Source organism: Thiopseudomonas sp. SA1F2-1K (assembly GCF_057443035.1).
Window position 1 is genome coordinate 1,969,922 of sequence record NZ_CM172014.1, and the last position, 20,201, is coordinate 1,990,122.

17 protein-coding genes are annotated in these 20,201 nt (G+C 47.8%); 3 read left to right on the top strand and 14 right to left on the bottom strand.

Annotation, left to right across the window (positions count from 1 at the left end; genetic code table 11):
- Window positions 1-30: 30 nt before the first annotated feature.
- From AC2T15_RS09595 to AC2T15_RS09630, 8 genes are all read right to left on the bottom strand, one after another.
- Window positions 31-1,326, bottom strand: a complete 1,296-nt coding sequence (locus tag AC2T15_RS09595) for an adenylosuccinate synthase (RefSeq protein WP_053100329.1) — start codon at window positions 1,324-1,326, stop codon at window positions 31-33.
- Between the two features lie 68 nt (window positions 1,327-1,394).
- Window positions 1,395-2,579 (bottom strand): ATP phosphoribosyltransferase regulatory subunit, encoded by a 1,185-nt coding sequence (locus AC2T15_RS09600; protein WP_486778162.1) that lies wholly within the window; start codon window positions 2,577-2,579, stop codon window positions 1,395-1,397.
- Window positions 2,580-2,812: 233 nt separating this feature from the next.
- The gene (hflC, locus tag AC2T15_RS09605) at window positions 2,813-3,682 is read right to left on the bottom strand and encodes a protease modulator HflC (RefSeq protein WP_053100332.1); all 870 of its coding nucleotides are present in this window, start codon (window positions 3,680-3,682) and stop codon (window positions 2,813-2,815) included.
- A complete protein-coding gene (gene hflK / locus AC2T15_RS09610) occupies window positions 3,682-4,878 on the bottom strand; it encodes an FtsH protease activity modulator HflK (protein ID WP_053100333.1) in 1,197 nt (398 codons plus the stop codon). Before hflK ends, hflC begins: the two co-directional genes overlap by 1 nt.
- A gap of 100 nt (window positions 4,879-4,978) precedes the next feature.
- Complete coding sequence (gene hflX / locus AC2T15_RS09615; protein ID WP_486778163.1) at window positions 4,979-6,283, bottom strand: ribosome rescue GTPase HflX; 1,305 nt, start codon at window positions 6,281-6,283, stop codon at window positions 4,979-4,981.
- A gap of 18 nt (window positions 6,284-6,301) precedes the next feature.
- Window positions 6,302-6,544, bottom strand: a complete 243-nt coding sequence (gene hfq, locus AC2T15_RS09620; RefSeq protein ID WP_053100337.1) for an RNA chaperone Hfq — start codon at window positions 6,542-6,544, stop codon at window positions 6,302-6,304.
- Between the two features lie 65 nt (window positions 6,545-6,609).
- Window positions 6,610-7,554, bottom strand: a complete 945-nt coding sequence (gene miaA / locus AC2T15_RS09625; RefSeq protein ID WP_486778164.1) for a tRNA (adenosine(37)-N6)-dimethylallyltransferase MiaA — start codon at window positions 7,552-7,554, stop codon at window positions 6,610-6,612.
- Window positions 7,555-7,562: 8 nt separating this feature from the next.
- Entirely contained in the window at window positions 7,563-8,141 is a 579-nt protein-coding gene (locus AC2T15_RS09630) for a YajG family lipoprotein (RefSeq protein ID WP_486778165.1), read from the bottom strand.
- Between the two features lie 578 nt (window positions 8,142-8,719).
- Here AC2T15_RS09630 and mqo point away from each other — a divergent pair.
- Window positions 8,720-10,210, top strand: coding sequence for a malate dehydrogenase (quinone) (gene mqo / locus AC2T15_RS09635; protein WP_486778166.1), 1,491 nt, complete (start codon window positions 8,720-8,722; stop codon window positions 10,208-10,210).
- Between the two features lie 112 nt (window positions 10,211-10,322).
- On the opposite strand, the gene AC2T15_RS09640 is transcribed toward mqo, so the two are convergent.
- Window positions 10,323-11,081, bottom strand: a complete 759-nt coding sequence (locus tag AC2T15_RS09640; RefSeq protein ID WP_053100342.1) for an SDR family oxidoreductase — start codon at window positions 11,079-11,081, stop codon at window positions 10,323-10,325.
- A 231-nt stretch (window positions 11,082-11,312) separates the two neighbouring features.
- On the opposite strand from AC2T15_RS09640, the gene AC2T15_RS09645 reads away from it, so the two are divergent.
- Window positions 11,313-12,932: an NAD+ synthase gene (locus tag AC2T15_RS09645; RefSeq protein WP_486778167.1), complete on the top strand. Its 1,620-nt coding sequence runs from the start codon at window positions 11,313-11,315 to the stop codon at window positions 12,930-12,932.
- Between the two features lie 28 nt (window positions 12,933-12,960).
- Complete coding sequence (locus AC2T15_RS09650; protein ID WP_486778168.1) at window positions 12,961-13,698, top strand: SIR2 family NAD-dependent protein deacylase; 738 nt, start codon at window positions 12,961-12,963, stop codon at window positions 13,696-13,698.
- 46 nt (window positions 13,699-13,744) lie between these two features.
- Here the strand turns inward: AC2T15_RS09650 and AC2T15_RS09655 are convergent, their stop codons facing one another.
- From AC2T15_RS09655 to prfB, 5 genes are all read right to left on the bottom strand, one after another.
- The gene (locus AC2T15_RS09655; RefSeq protein ID WP_286593254.1) at window positions 13,745-14,641 is read right to left on the bottom strand and encodes a c-type cytochrome; all 897 of its coding nucleotides are present in this window, start codon (window positions 14,639-14,641) and stop codon (window positions 13,745-13,747) included.
- Window positions 14,634-16,037, bottom strand: a complete 1,404-nt coding sequence (locus AC2T15_RS09660; protein WP_064496084.1) for a cytochrome c — start codon at window positions 16,035-16,037, stop codon at window positions 14,634-14,636. The genes AC2T15_RS09655 and AC2T15_RS09660 overlap by 8 nt, the downstream gene beginning before the upstream one ends.
- 156 nt (window positions 16,038-16,193) lie before the next feature.
- Window positions 16,194-17,408: a tyrosine transporter TyrP gene (tyrP, locus tag AC2T15_RS09665; protein WP_486778169.1), complete on the bottom strand. Its 1,215-nt coding sequence runs from the start codon at window positions 17,406-17,408 to the stop codon at window positions 16,194-16,196.
- 114 nt (window positions 17,409-17,522) lie between these two features.
- Complete coding sequence (gene lysS / locus AC2T15_RS09670) at window positions 17,523-19,028, bottom strand: lysine--tRNA ligase (RefSeq protein WP_053100352.1); 1,506 nt, start codon at window positions 19,026-19,028, stop codon at window positions 17,523-17,525.
- 74 nt (window positions 19,029-19,102) lie between these two features.
- A protein-coding gene (prfB, locus tag AC2T15_RS09675) for a peptide chain release factor 2 (protein ID WP_486778170.1) occupies window positions 19,103-20,198 on the bottom strand; the annotation gives its coding sequence in 2 pieces (ribosomal slippage) (window positions 19,103-20,125 and window positions 20,127-20,198; 1,095 coding nt in all).
- Between the last annotated feature and the right edge of the window lie 3 nt (window positions 20,199-20,201).

Consider the following 20,201-nt stretch of genomic DNA (forward strand, 5'->3'; position numbering starts at 1 on the left):
CGGTTTTTTGATCAGCGTTTAATTTAACTATTAAACGTCGTAAGGATGGCGCAGCACGATCGTTTCGTTACGATCAGGGCCAGTTGAAACAATATCAATCGGTGTACCGATCAACTCTTCAACACGCTTGATATAAGCACGAGCGTTTTCTGGCAGCTCTTCCATGCAGGTAGCACCAATAGTCGACTCGCTCCATCCTGGCAACTCCTCATATACCGGAGTTAAGCCTTCGTAACTGTCAGCATCGGTAGGCGCTTCAATTTCATTACCTTGAGCATCTTTATAAGCCACGCAAATCTTAACAGTCTCTAGACCATCCAGTACGTCTAGCTTAGTTAAGCAAATACCAGAAATACTGTTGATCTCAGCTGTACGACGTAAAATAACCGCATCAAACCAACCGCAACGACGCGCACGTCCTGTAGTAGAACCAAACTCGTGGCCTTTAGTGGCTAAACGATGGCCGGTTTCACAAAATAGCTCGGTAGGGAAAGGACCAGAACCTACTCGGGTGGTATAAGCCTTGGTAATTCCTAGAATGTAATCTAAGTACAGCGGGCCAAAACCTGAACCTGTAGCGGTACCACCAGCCGTAGTACTCGAACTGGTTACATAAGGATAAGTACCATGGTCAATATCTAGCAATGAACCTTGAGCACCTTCAAACATGATGCGTGCACCTTGCTTGCGCAATTGATGCAAGCGCGCCGCAATATCAGCCATCATCGGCTTAAGGATATCGGCATAGGCTAAGGCTTCATCCAAAGTGGTTTGATAGTCAACCGGCTCAACCTTATAGTAATTTTCTAGCGTAAAGTTGTGCAGATCCATCACTTCTTTAAGCTTTAGCGCAAAGCGCTCAGGATTAAAGAGGTCACCAATCCGTAAGCCACGACGCGCTACTTTATCTTCGTAGGCTGGGCCAATACCGCGTCCGGTCGTTCCTATCTTACCCTCAACCCGCGCAGCTTCACGTGCTTGGTCAAGTGCCACGTGGTACGGCAAAATTAAGGTGCACGATGGGCTAATCCGTAACCGCTCACGAACCGGCACGCCCTTCTCTTCTAGTTTAGTGATTTCACGCATTAGTGCATCTGGCGCAACCACTACACCATTACCAATCATGCACTCTACGTTATCTCGCAAAATACCTGATGGAATTAAGTGCAGAACCGTTTTTTCGCCATCAATGACGAGCGTATGACCTGCGTTGTGGCCACCCTGAAAGCGTACAACGGCTTCGGCTTGATCGGTGAGTAAATCAACGATTTTACCTTTACCTTCATCACCCCATTGAGTGCCTAAAATAACAACATTCTTGCCCATTAATTTGCCTCTTTGCGCAAATAAACTGTCGTCGAAACGACACAATCAGTCTGTCTCGACAGACCTCATTAATTAATCGGTTGAACCATCCAGTCGCTGCCTTGCTTCACTAGCTGCTGCTTGCAATGTGCAGCTGCGGCATCGGCAACCGTCTGTCCAGATAAGGCTTGTACTACACGCACGCCCTCTCGGCGCAAGCGTAAAATGGTTTGCCAAAGCGCCGGATCAGTTTCCAATGGTGCCCAAATGCCTTCTAGCGCACTTGGTTGCACACCATTACCTAGACTCACTAAGGTTTTTAAGTCGGTTGAAAATCCAGTGGCCGGGCGTGCACGTCCAAATACCGCGCCAATATCATCGTAGCGTCCACCTTGGGCGATGGATTGCCCAACACTTGGTACAAAGGCGGCAAACACTACACCGGTGTGATAGTGATAACCTCGTAACTCACTGAGATCAAAATACAGTGGTAACTCAGGAAAACGTTCGGTTAAGGCATCAGCCACGGCAATTAACTCGTGTAACGCTTGCTGCACTTCAGCCGCAGCCGATTGCAGCACAGTTTGCGCGGCATTTAAGACTTCGCGGCCACCACAGAGTTGGCTTAAGGCATTAAACATTGCCGCCAATTCAGGCGCTAAGTCCGCGGTTAAAGCCCGTACTTCACTGACGGCTTTACGCTGCAAGGCATCAAATAATTGCTCTTCAATTACCGCTGAAAGCTGCGCAGACTGTACCAGTCCACGATAAATACCGACATGCCCTAAATCCATGTGGACATCGGCCACTTTGACCGAGTCTAAGGTTTCTAGCATCAGGCTAATCACTTCAATATCAGCCGCTACGCTAGCATCGCCATAGAGCTCGGCACCAATTTGAATGGGGCTACGTGAAGTAGTCATGGCCCGTGGCTTAGCATGCACTACACTGCCAGCATAGCAAAAGCGGGCCGGTCCTGCTTGACGCAGACTATGCGCATCAAGACGCGCTACCTGTGGAGTAATATCGGCGCGAAAACCCATTTGTCGGCCAGAGTGAGGATCTATCACTTTAAAGGTACGCAGCGCAAGATCTTGACCTGCACCAGTTAATAAGGACTCCAGAAACTCAATATGCGGAGTCACAATAAACTCATAGCCCCAAGCCCGAAACAGGTCTAAGACTTGACGCCTTGCTGTTTCTACTAAGCTTGCTTCTGTAGGCAGTACCTCTTCAATGCCATCTGGCAAGAGCCAACGCTCAACGGTTGCCATTCCACCTTCCTCTCTTGTTTGACTAACAATTTAGCCTATCGAATTCAGGATTTTTCACGCTGCATTTAATCAACAATTTCTGCTCTGGCTAACTTAAGTTAGCTCGTCACACGCAAAAAAGCCGGGGTTTTCCCCGGCTGCTGCATCATAGCATGTTTTTTCTAGGTTTTTAGTGCTGTTCGATGACTGTCAAAAAATATTCAACGCCAACCCAGCCCATAACCTTGTAGCGCTTAGTGCTTAGCCTTATCTAAATACTGAAAAAACTCGCTATCTGGACTTAACACCAAGATATCGCTCTTGTCGCCAAAGCTCTCGCGATAGGCTTGCAAGCTACGAATGAAGCCATAAAATTCAGGATCTTGATTAAACGACTGGGCATAAATCGAAGTCGCTTTTGCATCACCGGCACCGCGCACCTCTTCAGCCTCACGATACGCTTCAGCCAAGATAACGCGGCGTTGACGGTCTGCGTCAGCGCGGATACCTTCAGCCAATTCACGACCTTTCGCACGGTGCTCACGGGCCTCACGCTCGCGCTCAGTGCTCATCCGCTCGAATACACTCAGGTTAACTTCTTTCGGCAAGTCAATTGCTTTGACTCGCACATCAATCACTTCAATGCCGAGCTCTTTACGCGCCATGCGATCTAAGGATGCAGTGATATCTGCCATCAATTCATCCCGCTGTCCTGAAACCACCTCATGCAGCGTACGTTTACCAAACTGGTCACGCAAACCAGCTTCTAATCGGCGTGATAAACGCTCATCAGCTACCTGTTTCGAACCTGAAGTACCGGTATAGAAGCGCTCTGCATCTGCCACTCGCCATTTAGCAAAGGCATCCACCATGACCGCTTTTTTCTCTAAGGTTAAAAAGCGTTGAGTCGTAGAATCCAGTGTCAGTAAACGCCCATCAAACTTACGGACTTGGTTCATAATCGGAATTTTTACATGCAAACCCGGTTTCAGATCCGGCTCTACAACCCGTCCAAATTGCAGTAATACACCGCGCTCAGTTTGCGAGATGATATAAAAACTATTCATCCCAACGATCAGTAAAATAGCGGCTACTACTAAGCCCGCAATGCTCTTATTGCTCATTAGCGACGCTCCCTAACGCGTGTATTAATCGTAGAAGATGGCACCTCAACTGGAGTTCTTACACTGGAGCTAGAGGTACGCGGCGCTGACTCACTTGAATAACTATCACGTGGTGCGGCTTTTTGTTCCTGTAACATTTTATCCAGCGGTAAGTATAGCAAGCTGTTTTTCCCCTGATCACCTGACATCAGTACTTTACTAGTGTTACCTAACACGTCTTGCATGGTTTCAATATACAAACGCTGACGGGTAACTTCAGGTGCTTTACGGTACTCAGCAACCAACTGATTAAAACGCTGCGCCTCACCTTCTGCACGGGCAATCACTTCATCGCGATAACCATTCGCATCTTCTAGAATACGCTGTGCTTGACCACGGGCTTCTGGCACCACACCATTGGCATAGGTTTCCGCTTGGTTTTTCTCCCGCTGCTCATCTTCTCGGGCACGAATCACATCGTCAAAGGCTTCCTGCACTTCACGGGGTGCCTGAGCATTCTGGACGTTAACTTGGGTAACCGTAATACCCGTCTGATATTGATCTAAGAAGCGCTGTAAACGCACCTTGGTTTCTTCTGCCAGTACCTCACGCCCTTCAGTTAGCACTTGATCCATCGCGGTAGAACCCACCACATGGCGCAATGCACTGTCGGTAGCGTGCTGCAAACTAATCTCTGGCTGATCCACCCGCAATACGAAATCTTCTAGATTAGAAATTTTGTACTGTACGGTCAGTGGCACTTCAATAATGTTTTCGTCTTCGGTTAGCATCTGCCCTTGCTTGCTGTAGGCACGCTCACGGGTCACGTTGGTTTGGTACTTACGGTCAATCGGTGGGAAATAAATATGCAAGCCCGCACCGACAGTTTCATGGTATTTACCAAGACGCAAAATCACTGCTTGTTCTTGCTCATCGACCGAGTACACCGCTTGAGTTAACCAAAAGCCGACCAGTAATAAACCACCTAGCAGAAATACCGTTTTGCTGCTGCCGGGGCCTTTACGACCACCGCCACCACCGTTGCCGGATTTTTTCTTACCAAAAATACTGGTGACATTATCTTGCAGCTTACGGAAAGCCTCATCTAAGTCTGGCGGTCCTTGACGATCCTTGTTTTTATCTTTATCAGATCTTGGCTTACCCCAAGGATCTTGGTCGTTTTTGTTCGAGTTACCACCCGGCTCATTCCAGGCCATAGCCTTCTCCACCTAACAAAAGTAATTTCAGTGCAGGGTTAACCCACACCCAGAAAATTTTCTAAATGATACAGAGACTTATCTCGCTACACACCCGTTTTCAGTGACTCTTTGTATATTCTTGTAAAAAAGTCTCGGCCGCTAGCCCTTCATGGCTTAATAAGCGATTCAGCTCCACTCGTGCAATTCGTATCTCAAGCACGCTTTGGCCCTGCTCGTCATAATGCTCCTGCACAATCGCTTGCAGATCAAACAGCTTAGCCCGCAAACGACTTAACTGTTGGGGCAAGACTAAGGTTGTAACCACCAAGTCATCGACCAACAACTCTTGCATAGCCTGAATCAGTAGCTCTATCCCCTGCCCACTTTGCGCCGACAACCATACCCGCTCTGGCTTTCCCTCGGCATTGCGCTGGATATGGGGTTCGATCTGCGCCAAGGTGTCAATTTTGTTATACACCTCCAGCAGAGTTACCTGATCAGCATCAATCTCATGCAGCACCTCTAGTACCTGTTCGATTTGCTCTTGCCGCTCTTCAGCGCCAGCGTCAATTACATGCAACAATAAGTCAGCGGCAGCCGACTCTTCAAGGGTGGCACGAAATGATTCGACTAGCTTGTGCGGTAAATGGCGAATAAAACCGACGGTGTCAGCTAAAGTAATCGCCCCTACATCAGCCAACTCAACACGCCTTACCGTAGGATCAAGGGTGGCAAACAACTGATCGGCAGCATAGACCCCAGACTCGGTCAGACGATTGAATAACGTTGACTTACCGGCGTTGGTATAGCCCACCAAGGATACAGCGGGCATTTCTGCTCGCTTACGCGCCCGCCGAGCCAAATCACGCTGATTACGCACCTTTTCTAAACGGGCTTTAATTTGTCGAACCCGTATCCGTAACAAACGACGATCCGTTTCCAGCTGGGTTTCCCCAGGACCACGCAACCCAATCCCCCCTTGCTGCCGACTCAGATCTGTACGGCTACGCACTAAACGGGTGCTGATATGCTCTAGCTGAGCCAATTCAACTTGCAACTTACCCTCATGGGTGTAAGCCCGCTGGGCAAAAATATCTAAAATTAAGCCAATGCGATCAATGACGCGGCAGCCCAGTGCTTGCTCTAGGTTACGCTCTTGGCTGGGCGTTAGGGCATGGTTAAAAATGACTAAGTCAGCCTCATACAGCTGCACTAACTGCGCGATCTCATCGACCTTACCCGCACCAATTAAAAAGCGCGCGGTAAATTGCGGGCGATGCACAGTAACAAAATGTACTATGTGCGCGCCCGCTGATCTCACTAAGTCTTGAAACTCATATGGATCTTCACGCGCTGCTGGATCGTAATTATCTAAATGAACTAATAATGCGGCTTCACGAACAGCAGCGTCAGCGTTACTCAATGAGACACCTCGGTAAAATTATTCAGCAACTTGCTCTTCATCAGCAGATGGCAAGCGAACTGGGCGGCTCGGTACCACCGTAGAAATAGCATGCTTGTAAACCATTTGGCTCACAGTGTTTTTTAACAAAATAACAAACTGATCAAAGGATTCAATTTGGCCCTGTAGCTTAATTCCGTTTACCAAGTAAATAGAAACAGGTACACGCTCTTTACGCAGCGTATTTAAGTAAGGGTCTTGTAAGGTGTGCCCTTTTGACATGAGGCGTTACTCCTAAGGATGATTTATATAAGTGGCAAATAAACTATTGTATCCAAGCCTGCAGCTTACATGGTGGAAGCTTGGATGATTTTCAAGGCTGCAGATAAATTGTCTTTAGCTAAACTGTCTAACCAGTTCACTTCAGGCCAGCTTCTAAGCCAAGTAAATTGACGCTTTGCTAACTGCCGAGTCGCAATTATGCCGCGCTCTACCATTTCAGAATAATCATACTCGCCCTCTAAATACTTCCAAACCTGTCGATACCCCACAGATCGCATAGAAGGTAGCTCTAAATGTAAATCTGAACGCTGCCTGAGCGCTTCGACCTCTTCAATAAAGCCTTGTTCCAACATCAACTGAAAGCGTAAGGCAATTCGTTGATGTAACACAGCTCGTTCTTGAGGCGCTAATGCAATACAGGACACAGTATACGGCAATTGACACTGGCTGTGTGCTTGTTGCTGATGATGCTCGGTTAAGGTTTTTCCGCTGACTCGCCATACCTCTAGAGCCCGCATAATACGCTGTTTATCGTTAGCATCAATTCTTGCGGCCGCTACCGGATCAATGCTTAACAATTGCTTATATAACTTAGTGAGCCCATCCTGCTCAATTTCTTGCTCTAATTGCTGACGCGTTGGCTCATCGGCTGGGGGCATATTGGCTAAGCCCTCCTGTAAAGCCTTAAAGTAAAGCATGGTCCCACCCACCAAGACCGGCAAGCGCCCCTGCTCGGTTGCTTGCTGCATCAAAGGCAGCGCATCCTGACAAAACTGAGCCGCTGAGTAACTTTCTAGCGGATCAAGAATATCAACCAGCTGATGGGGGTAACGTGCCAACAGCTCAGGCTCAGGCTTAGCTGTACCAATATCCATGCCTCGATAAATCAGTGCCGAATCGACACTAATCAATTCAACTGGCAAATGCTCGGCCAAAGCAATCGCCAAGTCAGTTTTACCAGAGGCCGTGGGGCCGGCAATAAATACTGCCGGCGGTAAGGAGTGCGGCATGCTTAACTCTACTCGGCCAGCAAGCGGCTAACCGCTTGATCTTTAAACACACGCTGCAGCGCATCACTTAGCACTTCACTGAGCAGTTTTTCATTGGCAGCTGCACTAGGTGCGGTAACAAATCCTTGACTCATGCTAGCAGTATAGCGTCCGCTGTAACGACGCCCACGGTTTTCTACGTCGACTTGGAAGGTTGCACTCACATTCGCCTTACTGCCCACGCCACTACTAGCAGGGACCTTATAGGACAACTCTTTAAGGGTCAGCAATAACTGCGCGCCTTGATGTACTTGCACGCCTGGATTAAAGCCTTGGACGCGTAACGCAACATCCGTTTCCGCTTGTAAACGAGGTAATAGTCGCTGCCCATCAACACGAATCAAGCTGGTATTTGGATACGCACCACCGCGTGAGCCAACCACATCAGTTGAGCGCCCATCCACCACCCGCACCTGTACCGCTTGGCCTTGGGCTACTCGTGCAAAATCGGCCTGAATCCGTGGTGCTGGAGTAATCTGCTGCGGACTTAGACCACAGCCCACTAACGCAAACGACAGCATTACCGCCAAAATTACTTGTTTTTTCATCGCGCACTCCATCCGATTAGTGACAGTCTTAGACGCACGTCAAACCGTGCGGCCAATCAAGCCAGTCAATTAAAAATAACCTGTGCAAAGTATACCTAACTCCCGCGTCCGCTGACAAAAAAGCACAGGCTGCACCTAGGTTTTATGCTAAGAAAGCGGCATTTACTACTTTCGACTAAACTTTTTTCCCAGACAATGATCGTTTTTTATATTTTCATCGCTATAATTGCTTCCATATTTTTAAAATATGACTTACCAGCCAAAATAGCGTGATGAGCCTCCACCAATGCTATTTTTCTAATGTAAGCCCTTGAAAACACACTGAGTGACTAGGTGTTTTTAGTAGAATATCCTTACCTTAAGTTTCAACCTCATGACGAGTTACTAGGTATCTACACTATAGGTCCGCTATTCCATAAGATTGCGGGATACAGTTTCACAACTTCAAAAGAGTGTGGCAAACCATGAAAAGTTTGGCAGCAAGTTGTTCCACCAGCCCTCCAAGGCGTTGTTACTGAACAACCTAACAACCCCCTTTTTTTTGTACAGTTATCTAACTGCTTTTCGGAGACAGGCTAATGGCGCAACACAATCAAACCTCTCTAGATGTACTTCTTATCGGTGCCGGCATTATGAGCTCAACCCTCGCCGTGCTATTAAAAGAATTGGATCCCAGCTTACGCTTAGAAATCGTTGAGCAGATGCAAGACGGCGCTTTAGAAAGCTCTAACCCATGGAACAACGCAGGTACCGGACACGCTGCACTGTGTGAACTTAACTACACACCACAGGCAGCTGATGGCAGCATTAACATTAGTAAAGCATTAGATATTAACGCCAAATTTGAAGAGTCTAAGCAGTTCTGGGCACACCTAGTGGAAACCGGCACCTTCGGTAATCCACAAACCTTTATCACGCCTGTAGCGCACCTTAGCTTTGTTAACAACCCCAAAGATATCGACTTTCTACAAAAGCGCGCCGAGTTATTAAAACAGCACCACGCCTTTGAGCAGATGGAGTTCACCACCGATCACGCCCAATTGCGCCAATGGATTCCATTAATGATGGAAGGTCGTAACGCTGATGAAACCTTAGCTGCGACTCGCGTAAAAGGCGGCTCAGATGTCAACTTTGGCGGGCTAACCAAGCAACTCTTAGCCTACTTAACCCAACAACCTGAAGCGGCCCTTAGCTGTAATGAGCGGGTGATTAAAATTGAGCGTCAAGGCGAGCAATGGAAAGTCACCACTAAAAATTTGCAGTCAGGCACTAAGCGCACCCTATTAGCTAAGTTCGTCTTTTTAGGTGCAGGCGGTGGCGCACTGCCCTTGCTGCAAATGTCTGGCATCCCTGAAAGTAAAGGCTACGGCGGTTTCCCAGTGAGTGGCCAATGGTTACGCTGCGACAACCCTGAAGTTGTCGAAAAACATCGCGCTAAAGTCTATAGCCAAGCTTCGGTGGGCGCCCCCCCCATGTCGGTCCCTCACTTAGATACCCGAGTAGTGGATGGTAATACTTCATTACTATTTGGCCCCTATGCTGGCTTCACTACTAAGTTCTTAAAATTTGGCTCCTTTACTGACCTGCCACTTTCCATCCGTCTAGGCAATATTGGGCCGATGCTCTCTGTCGCCAAAGACAATATGGATCTGACTCGCTATCTAATCAGCGAAGTTATGCAGTCGATGGATCAGCGTTTAGAATCGTTGAAAAAATTCTATCCAACCCTCAATAAAGCCGACTGGCGTTTAGAAGTGGCAGGCCAACGCGTCCAAATCATTAAGAAAGATCCTAAAAAAGGTGGCGTATTACAGTTTGGTACCGAGCTGGTTGCCTCACAAGATGGCTCCTTAGCCGCACTGCTAGGTGCCTCACCTGGTGCCTCAGTGACGGTTTCTATCATGCTTGAGCTGCTCGAACGCTGCTTCCCAGAGAAACTACAAAGCGCAGAGTGGCAAGCGAAGCTTGCGACGATCTTCCCTGCGCGCTTAGAAGCACTAAAAACCGATGCCGATCTTTATCGCAGCACCCAAGCACGCTCTAATCAGTTGCTCGGCCTAGACGCATAATCACGCGTTACAACTGCTTAGTAACATAAAAAAGCCCAAACTCATTACTGAATTTGGGCTTTTTATTAACTAGCAATCGCTGCTAAATAAGCGATCACTAGAATTTAGGCGATTACAGACGTAAACCACCATCTACTTCCAGCACACGACCGGTGAAGTAGTTGTTTTCAAAGATATAAGCAACTGAGTGAGCGATATCCTCCGGCTTACCCATACGACGTAATGGAATACCTGAAGTCATCTTATCTAGCGCTTCCGGCTTCATACCTAAGGTCATTTCGGTTTCGATAAAGCCTGGTGCTACCGCACCCACACGAATTCCATAACGTGCTAATTCTTTAGCCCACACTACAGTGTCAGCCGCTACTGCTGCTTTAGCCGCAGAGTAGTTAGCTTGACCCATGTTACCTGCACGTGAAATTGAAGAAATATTAACGATGGTGCCTTCCGCTTTAATTTCGATCATTTTCGCTGCTACTTCACGGGTACATAAGAATACGCCAGTTAAGTTAACATCGATCACCGCCTGCCAGTTAGCGAGTGACATCTTAGTCATTTCGCCATCACGCACACGAATAGTTAAACCATCACGCAAGATACCAGCGTTGTTCACTAAACCATTTAACGTGCCAAAATCCGCTACCACCTGATTAACCATTTTGGTTACATCTTCTTCGTTAGCGACGTTACAGATATAAGCGCGCGCTTGGCTACCTGCAGCTTCACAGGCTGCTACAGACTCGTCTAAACGCTCTTGGTTTAAGTCAACTAATGCTAACTTGGCGCCCTTACCTGCAAGGTAAGCACCCATCGCGCGGCCAAGACCTTGACCACCGCCAGTAACAATAATGACCTTATCTTTAAGTTCCATTGCGATTCCTTAAGTTAATGTTGTGAATAATAACGTCAGTAGGCAAATACCTTTGATACTGCACATGCCTTGACTACTGAATGTATATGGCGCTGTATTTTGCTTAGCACAAGCCTTATGCCCGCAGCAGCCGGAAAAATTATCAAGTATCATAGCACTGTTTATTTGACTCAGTTAATCATTAATACCTAAGAATTACTGTTTTCACTATATAAAGCTAGGATAAGTACTATGCCTAATCTGTTGCGGATTGCCCAAGCGCAAATCAAATGTCGAGTCGGTGATATTGAAGCTAATGTGGAAAAAATCCTGCACTACGCTGAGCAAGCCGCGCAACAACAGGCGGATCTAGTGCTATTTCCCGAACTTACCCTGTGCGGTTATCCTGCCCAAGACTTACTGCTGCGACCGAGTATGCAGCTGCGTATCGAAGCGGCCTTAAACAGACTACAGGCACAGTTACCCAAAGCTCTCTACTGCGTGATTGGTTTACCTTGGCTAGAAAATACACAGCGCTTCAATAGTGCTGTGGTGATTTATCAAGGTCAGATTGTGCATTGGTACCATAAGCAACAGCTACCAGGCGCTCCGGTGTTTGCTGAGCCTAATTACTTTAGTGCCGGCAATAGCAGTAGCACCTTTAAAGTTAAAGGCGTTGATTGCGCACTGCTTATCTGTGAAGACCTGTGGCACCCTGCACCCGTGAAACAAGCCAAAGCTGCGGGAGCTGAAATTATTTTAACCCTCAATGCCTCGCCCTTTGAGCTAGACAAACAATCTCAGCGCGAGCAACTCTTAAGCGCATTGGCCACCCAGCATCAGCTCTCGATTTACTACACTAACCTAGTCGGCGGGCAGGATGACTTTATCTTTGACGGCCAAAGCATTGCGCTAAACCCTCAAGGACAGCTCACACTACGGGCACCGGCTTTCACTGAAGGCTTATATCTTTCTGAATTTAACCACCAGGCGCTACCCTCACAAACAATCACGCCCTTATTACCCATGCTCGCCAGTGCCTATCAAGCCTTGGTTTTAGCCTTGCAAGATTACGTGCAACATAATGGCTTTAAAGGCGTTTTGCTTGGACTATCAGGCGGCATTGATTCCGCCATGGTCTTGGCTATTGCCGCCGATGCCTTAGGTGCTGATAAGGTAGAGGCAGTAATGATGCCCTACCACTACACCGCACAAATTAGTCAGGATGACGCAGCTGAACAAGCCAAGCTGATGGGGGTAGCCTATCGCTCCCTAGCCATCGCGTCGATGGTGGAAAGCTTTCTAGCGACCTTAGAGCCCGTCTTTGCAGGTTTACCTAAAGACACTACCGAAGAAAACCTGCAAGCAAGGTGTCGTGGCACTCTATTAATGGCGCTATCCAATAAAAGTGGCTATCTAGTCCTGACTACCAGTAATAAAAGTGAAACTGCGGTAGGTTACTCCACGCTCTATGGTGATATGGCCGGCGGTTTTGCGCTGTTAAAGGATGTGCCTAAAACCCTAGTCTATGAACTGGCACGTTATCGCAACAGCTTAGGGTATGTTATTCCTGAGCGAGTGATTGAGCGCGCACCCTCAGCAGAATTATCGCCAGATCAAAAAGATGAAGATTCACTGCCGCCCTATCCGCTGCTCGATGAAATCTTGCGCCTTTATGTTGAAGAAGATCAGTCGGCACAAGCCATTATTCAACAAGGTTTTGCCGAAGAAGTCGTGCTGCGTATTTTGCGCCTAGTCGATCTTAATGAATATAAGCGCCAGCAAGCAGCCGTAGGACCACGCATCACTAAACGTAGCTTTGGTGCAGATCGTCATTACCCCATCACTAACGCTTGGCCGCGGGGCAATTAACTATTACCCAGTACGTGAGGAACACAGCATGCAGCAATCAACCCTTACTCTACTTAATTGGCTCAAACAGGCTAAACATGCCTTAGTGTTTAGCGGAGCTGGCATGTCAACCGAAAGTGGCCTGCCAGACTTTCGCTCAGCCGAGCGTGGGCTGTGGAAGAAGTTTAATCCATCTGAGTTAGCCCATGTGCGCGCTCTTGAGCATAACCGCGACGAATTTACCGCCTTTTATCAGGCCCGCTTAGCTGACATTAATCAGTATCAGCCCCATAGCGGACATTACATTTTGGCCCGCTGGGAACAACACGGCTTGCTGCAAGGAATTATCACCCAAAACGTTGATGGCTTTCATGGTGATGCAGGCAGCCAACAAGTACTGGAATTACACGGCAGCTTCCGTGACTTACATTGCCACTCCTGTGGCGCAGCGATGGCGCGACACACCTATTTAACCGGCTCAGCTTATTGCCCTTGTGGCGGTACTGTTCGCCCAGGAATTGTGTTATTTGGCGAGATGTTACCGCAAGACACTTTTCAAAGGGCCGAGCAACTGACCCGAGCATGCGATTTATTTATTGTCTTGGGCTCATCGCTAAGCGTTTCACCGGCCAATGGCTTTCCACATCTGGCTAAACAAATGGGGGCAAAGTTAGTGATCATTAACTACGAACCAACGGACATGGACTATTTAGCTGATTTAGTCATTAATCAGCAGTCAATTAAAGGCTTATTAGAAGCCCTGAATCAGCAGTTAACAGCAGCATGAAATAAAGGGAGCTAAAACTAGCTCCCTTTATTACTCAGATGCACTATTAATAACGTGCGTCTTTAGGCTTTTTACCACTTGGCCAGTCATTGACCTTGGCAGGGAAGTCGGGACGCTGCATCTGGGTAAAGTAGCCAGCCACATCCACTGCATCCTGATCACTCAGTACATTACCTTGGCCCCAGGGTTTAGTTTTACTCACTCCCATCGGCATATTGTACTTAACAAACTGCGCCGCTTTATATAAACGAGCCAAACCTGCCCCAATATTAAAGGACTCTTCACCCCATAAGGGTGGAAACATTACGTTACCAGCACCATCCATCATGCCTTCGCCATTTACTCCATGACAGGTTGCGCACTGCTTAGCATAGATGGCTTGGCCTCGCACTGGATCAGGCGTCAAGCTCATATCAATCGGTCCCGAGTTAACCAGCTCCACTGCTTTACCACCATGGGGAACATCTTGGGCTAACCACTGCATATAGGCGACAATTGCCTGCATTTCTTTGCTGTCGATAGCCAATGGCTTACCATTCATCGAGCGCATAAAGCAGCCATTGACCCGCTCTTCGAGGGTCATCACTCGCTCTGCCCGTGGGTTAAACTGCGGGAACGAATTCACTGTATTCAGATAAGGTGCGCCAAAGTGCATCTTACCCTGGGCCACGTGACAGCTATTGCAGTTCATATTAGCGCCGACATTGTCTGGTAATAAACGCTTAGTTTCATTCAACAAGCGTTTACCCAGCATAATTTGCTCAGCATTATCATGGCGCAGAATATCAGCGTCTTTGGGCACAATGTAGGTTGGCAACGGCTTACCGTCTTTATCTACCGCAGACAGACTAATCGGTAACTTCGAGCTGCCAACTTCGGCTACAGCCAATGGAGCGCCTAAGATTAAAGCTAAGGCTGCGGATGCAGCAATCCACTTACTCATGTTGGTCTCCTGCAGATTCAGCGGAACGATCATTGTCAGCCACATAGCCTTCAGCTAAGTAACCCTCAGGTACATAGTGGGCAGGCTTATTAACTACCAGTTTGCGCATACGAGCTACGTCTTTAACATCAATAGCGCTGGCTTGGTTAGTCCAACCTTGACGAATGAAGGTCAGTACATCTGCCACCTCAGTATCAGTTAAATGCTCAAAGCCAGGCATAGCAAAGGTCATCACATCATGTCGCGTGGCTGGCATATAGCCACCCTCTAGCGTCACCTGAATCAGTGAACTCGGATCTTCAGCAAATACAATTGAGTTACCGGCTAGAGCAGGGAAAATACGTGGCGCCCCTTTACCATCTAAGCGGTGACACGCAGCGCAGTGCTCTACATAGACCAACGCGCCCTTAGCTGAATAATCACCATCTAACAAGGCACCAGTAGTGGTATCCGCTTGCTGCTGCCGCTCAACCGCATAGCCTTTTTTCGCTGGTAACTGCTTAATGTACTTCGCAATACTACGCACATCAGCATCTGTCATATGTTGCAAGCTATGGGAGACCACATCCGCCATACTGCCAAAAGCCGCCGTTTTTTCAGTTCGACCTGAGCGTAAAAAGTCATACAACTCATCTTCCGTCCAGGTAGCAAGTCCGGTGCCCTCACCGCGTAAACTCTTGGCGTACCAGCCTTCAAGTACTGCACCGCCTAAGAAATGATCACCATCTTTGGCATGCAATGATTTCTCCTGAAAGGCGATACCGCGCGGGGTATGACAAGCACCACAGTGCGCCAGTCCTTCCACCAAATAAGCCCCCCGTTGCACTTCAGGCGTTGCCGCAGGATCAGCTACGAATTCACGCGGCTGCGCAAACATCACCTGCCATAACGCTAGCGGCCAGCGCATATTAAATGGCCAAGGAATACTTGAGGCATGATTGTCTTGACGTACGGCTTCAACGCTACTCATAAAGTAGGCATACATCGCTTTAATTTCATCATCACTGACAATCTGATAAGAAGGCGATGGCATCGCAGGATACATCGACACATTATCTGGACGAATACCCCGACGTACTGCACGCTCAAAATCAGCATAGGAGTAATTACCAATTCCAGTTTCAGGGTCTGGGGTAATATTGGTGGAATAGATCGCGCCCAGTGGTGTGTGCATAGCTAAACCACCGGCAAATGGCTTGCCCCCTGGTGCGGTATGGCAGGCCACACAGTCACCGGCAATGGCCGCGTATTCGCCCTTTTTGATCAATTCTGGATCATGGATATTGACTTCAGCTTCTTGTTTGGGTGCATACCAATGGGGCACTGAATAGGCGAAGCCCAGTACTGCAGCAAAGCCTACTACACCCACAACGCCCATGCGTTTTACGAGTCCCATACCGCCTCCTAGCAACGGTTTGATATTCAATTTTCTGCAGCTGCTTATACAACTTTAGAATAACTGTCTGATACTCGTAATATATATATTTAGATAGCGAAGCTAATGGCTATTTTCTAGCAAAAACCCTTACCAATGACCTGTATCAAGCAAAGTTTAGCTGACTGCGGGCAGCTCTCCGAGCACAATTCCCAGCTGAATCAAAATAATCACTAGCCCTAAACTAAAGACCACAGCTAAGCCCAGCGAACCACCAGCAACTCGATACAATTTGGTATTTTGCGTATGTTTACGCAGCTGCCAGACCATCATTGCCGGCAACAACAAGGATAAGACTGATAAAGCAATCGCGGCAAAACTCAAGGCAAAGATAAACCCTTTAGGATAAAACAAGGCAAAGCATAAGGGCGGGATAAAGGTGAGCAAACCAGTTTGTAAGCGGCCACTGGCCGTTGGTTGGCGCTGAAAAATATCCGCTAAGAAATCAAACAACCCAAGTGCTACGCCCAAAAACGAGGTAGCCAAAGCCAGCGCGGCAAAGGAGCGCACCGCCACTTCCACCTTAGCCACTTCCACTACATCTTTAACTGCGGTTAGCAAGCCATTTAATCCACTTTCTTCAGCCAGAATGCCGACAAACTCAGTAGAGGGAATCGCCCCCAAGGTTGCCAACTGCCACAGAATATAAATCACTAATGGAATTGCGCTGCCGATAATAAACACCCAGCGCAGTTTCTGAGTATCTCCGCCTAAATAGCTAACAATACTGGGCACGCTGCCATGAAAACCAAAGGAGGTAAACACCACAGGAATCGCCGATAGGATTAAAGCCTGCTCAACCGGCAGCGTCAGTAAGTTGACTTGTTCAACATGGGGCAGCAAGAGCATTAACATCGCCAGCAAAAACAAGATTTTTACCGCAAACAGCCAACGATTCACCAGATCTACCGAACGAGTGCCTAAAGAAACGATCGCCCCTCCGGTCAGGGTAAACAGTAAAATTGCCTCGCTGCTGTTCAGCTGCCAGTCTAGCCAATTGGCCAGCGATACCTGGACTAACTCACCGCCACCACTGATATAAGCCGCCACCAAAGCGTACATCAAAAATGGCATGGCCAAGGTCGCTAGCCAATAACCCATTGGTCCCAAATAATGAGCAGCTAACGAAGCCAAACCAAGGCTTGGCGCATACTGCTGATAGGCTTCAACCAGCAATAACGCGGTATAACACATCACCGCCCATAATCCACCGAGCATGAATAAAGCCGAGAAAAAACCCACACCTGCAGTGGCTAATGGCATAGCCAACATACCTGCACCTAAAGCGGTGCCTGCGACAATAAACGTACTGCCTAGTGCGCTACTCTTCATAGGACAACTCTGCGCCAAGGCGCAACCTCTGTGGTCAGCCGCCGAACAACCAACCTTTTTACGATAAAAAAATGCCGCACCCAGTAACCTCGGTGCGGCATGACTTACGCTAACTTAGTGATGCTCTGGACGCATGTGCGGGAATAAAATCACATCACGAATCGACGGCGAGTCGGTGAGCAACATTACTAAACGGTCAATCCCAATACCTTCACCGGCTGTCGGTGGCATACCGTACTCTAATGCTCGTACAAAGTCGGCATCGTAGTGCATCGCCTCATCATCACCGGCATCTTTATCGGCCACTTGCGCCATAAAACGCTCGGCCTGATCTTCGGCATCATTTAACTCAGAGTAAGCATTGGCGATTTCACGGCCACCAATAAACAGCTCAAAACGGTCGGTCACGTTTGGATCATCATCTGAGCGCCGTGCTAACGGTGAAACCTCAAATGGGTAACGGGTGATAAAGGTTGGTTGCTCAAGCTTGTGCTCAACGGTTTCTTCAAAAATCATGGTTTGTAATTTACCCAACCCTTCAAAACCTAACACATCAGCCCCATGCTTTTTCGCCAAGGCACGGGCTTTATCGAGATCCTGCAAGTCCTCGGCAGTAATCTCTGGATTATATTTGAGAATCGAATCAAACAATGACAAACGCACAAATGGCTCACCAAAGTGGAATACCTTGCCTTGATAAGGCACATCCGTGGTGCCTAAAACTTCTAGCGCCAGCTCACGGAATAACTCTTCGGTTAAGTCCATATTATCTTCGTAGTCAGCGTAAGCTTGGTAGAACTCCAGCATGGTAAATTCTGGGTTGTGGCGAGTAGAAACCCCTTCATTACGGAAGTTACGGTTAATTTCAAACACCTTTTCAAATCCACCAACCACTAACCGCTTTAAATACAACTCAGGAGCAATACGCAGATACATTTCTAAATCCAACGCATTGTGGTGGGTTTCAAAGGGCTTAGCTGATGCACCACCTGGAATGGTTTGCAGCATCGGCGTTTCAACTTCTAAAAAACCGCGCTGAGCTAAGAAGTTACGAATATAGCTAATCACTTTTGAGCGCGTTACAAAGGTATCGCGCACTTCATCATTGACGATTAAGTCAACGTAGCGCTGGCGATAGCGCTGCTCTGTGTCGGTTAAACCATGGTGCTTATCAGGCAACGGGCGTAATGATTTAGTCAGCAACTGTACCGCAGTCATATGTACGTACAAATCGCCCTTACCCGAACGGGCCAAAGTGCCTTCTGCGGCAATAATATCGCCTAAATCCCAGGTTTTAATTTCAGCCAGCTTTTCTTTATCTAAACCTTTGCGGTCCACATACACCTGTAAACGGCCGCTGCTGTCTTGAATAACCATAAATGCACCACGGTTCAACATGATGCGGCCCGCTACCTTGACCGGAATTGCTTGGGCTTCGAGGTCTTCTTTACTCACATCTGCGTATTGCTTTTGTAAATCGGCGCAGTAGTGTTCACGACGAAAATCATTGGGAAAGGCATTACCCTTAGCCCGCGCTGCGGCAAGCTTTTCTTTACGTAGCGCAATTAACTGATTTTCTTCCTCTTGCAATTCACTTGTATTTAGCGGTTGTTCGCTCATGATGAGTGCATCCAATAATTTAGTCAGTGCAGCTAAGCTGCTAAAAAATATTTGTTAAATCCCACACCCGGTGGTTATAACCCTTGCTTTAAGCTGGCTTCTAAGAAGTCATTAATATCGCCATCCAACACTGCATCACAGTTACTGTTTTCAATGTTGGTGCGTAAGTCTTTGATTCGTGACTGATCCAGTACGTATGAGCGGATTTGATGCCCCCAACCAATATCTGATTTGGTATCTTCTAAGGCTTGAGAAGCTGCCGAGCGCTTCTGCATTTCTTGCTCATACAGTTTAGCCCGCAGCATTTTCATTGCGGTGTCGCGGTTGGCATGTTGCGAGCGCTCATTCTGACAGGCGACTACAGTGTTGGTTGGCACGTGGGTGATACGCACCGCCGAGTCAGTAGTGTTAACGTGTTGACCACCAGCACCAGATGAACGATAGGTATCAACCCGTAAATCTGCCGGATTAATATCAATTTCAATATTGTCATCAATTTCTGGCGAGACAAACACTGCAGTAAACGAAGTATGACGGCGATTACCCGAATCAAACGGGCTTTTACGGACTAAGCGATGCACGCCACTTTCAGTCCGTAACCAGCCATAGGCGTACTCACCTTTAATATGTAAGCTGGCGCCTTTGACCCCAGCCACATCACCATCAGATAACTCCATAATGGTTGCTTCAAAGCCATTATGGTCAGCCCAGCGCAAATACATGCGCAGCAACATGCTGGCCCAGTCTTGCGCCTCAGTACCACCTGAGCCGGCTTGAATATCAAGGTAAGCGTTATTTTCATCCATCTCGCCGCTAAACATCCGACGAAACTCAAGCTTTTCTAGCTCTTCACCTAAACGTGCCACTTCTGCTTCGATTTCTGCAACCGCGTCGGCGTCATCCTCTTCAACCGCCATCCCTAGCAGTTCGCTGGCATCCACTAAGCCATCACCTAACTCTTCTAGGGTGTCAACGATTTTAGCCAGTGTTGAACGTTCGCGGCCTAAGTTTTGAGCGTACTCAGGATCATTCCAAACATTAGGATCTTCGAGCTCACGCTCGACTTCAACTAAGCGATCTTTTTTATTCGCGTAGTCAAAGATACCCCCGAATCGTTTCAGTACGTTCAGAATAGTCTTTAATACGGGTTACCAGCGGATTGATTTCCATAAC

Coding starts and splice junctions, on each gene's coding strand:
- hflC (WP_053100332.1), bottom strand. CDS start 3,682: ATGAGCAATAAGAGCATTGCGGGCTTAGTAGTAGCCGCTATTTTACTG.
- AC2T15_RS09630 (WP_486778165.1), bottom strand. CDS start 8,141: ATGAAAAAACAAGTAATTTTGGCGGTAATGCTGTCGTTTGCGTTAGTG.
- AC2T15_RS09640 (WP_053100342.1), bottom strand. CDS start 11,081: ATGGAACTTAAAGATAAGGTCATTATTGTTACTGGCGGTGGTCAAGGT.
- hfq (WP_053100337.1), bottom strand. CDS start 6,544: ATGTCAAAAGGGCACACCTTACAAGACCCTTACTTAAATACGCTGCGT.
- lysS (WP_053100352.1), bottom strand. CDS start 19,028: ATGAGCGAACAACCGCTAAATACAAGTGAATTGCAAGAGGAAGAAAAT.
- AC2T15_RS09595 (WP_053100329.1), bottom strand. CDS start 1,326: ATGGGCAAGAATGTTGTTATTTTAGGCACTCAATGGGGTGATGAAGGT.
- AC2T15_RS09655 (WP_286593254.1), bottom strand. CDS start 14,641: ATGAGTAAGTGGATTGCTGCATCCGCAGCCTTAGCTTTAATCTTAGGC.
- AC2T15_RS09660 (WP_064496084.1), bottom strand. CDS start 16,037: ATGGGACTCGTAAAACGCATGGGCGTTGTGGGTGTAGTAGGCTTTGCT.
- AC2T15_RS09645 (WP_486778167.1), top strand. CDS start 11,313: ATGCCTAATCTGTTGCGGATTGCCCAAGCGCAAATCAAATGTCGAGTC.
- hflK (WP_053100333.1), bottom strand. CDS start 4,878: ATGGCCTGGAATGAGCCGGGTGGTAACTCGAACAAAAACGACCAAGAT.
- mqo (WP_486778166.1), top strand. CDS start 8,720: ATGGCGCAACACAATCAAACCTCTCTAGATGTACTTCTTATCGGTGCC.
- AC2T15_RS09650 (WP_486778168.1), top strand. CDS start 12,961: ATGCAGCAATCAACCCTTACTCTACTTAATTGGCTCAAACAGGCTAAA.
- miaA (WP_486778164.1), bottom strand. CDS start 7,554: ATGCCGCACTCCTTACCGCCGGCAGTATTTATTGCCGGCCCCACGGCC.
- tyrP (WP_486778169.1), bottom strand. CDS start 17,408: ATGAAGAGTAGCGCACTAGGCAGTACGTTTATTGTCGCAGGCACCGCT.
- AC2T15_RS09600 (WP_486778162.1), bottom strand. CDS start 2,579: ATGGCAACCGTTGAGCGTTGGCTCTTGCCAGATGGCATTGAAGAGGTA.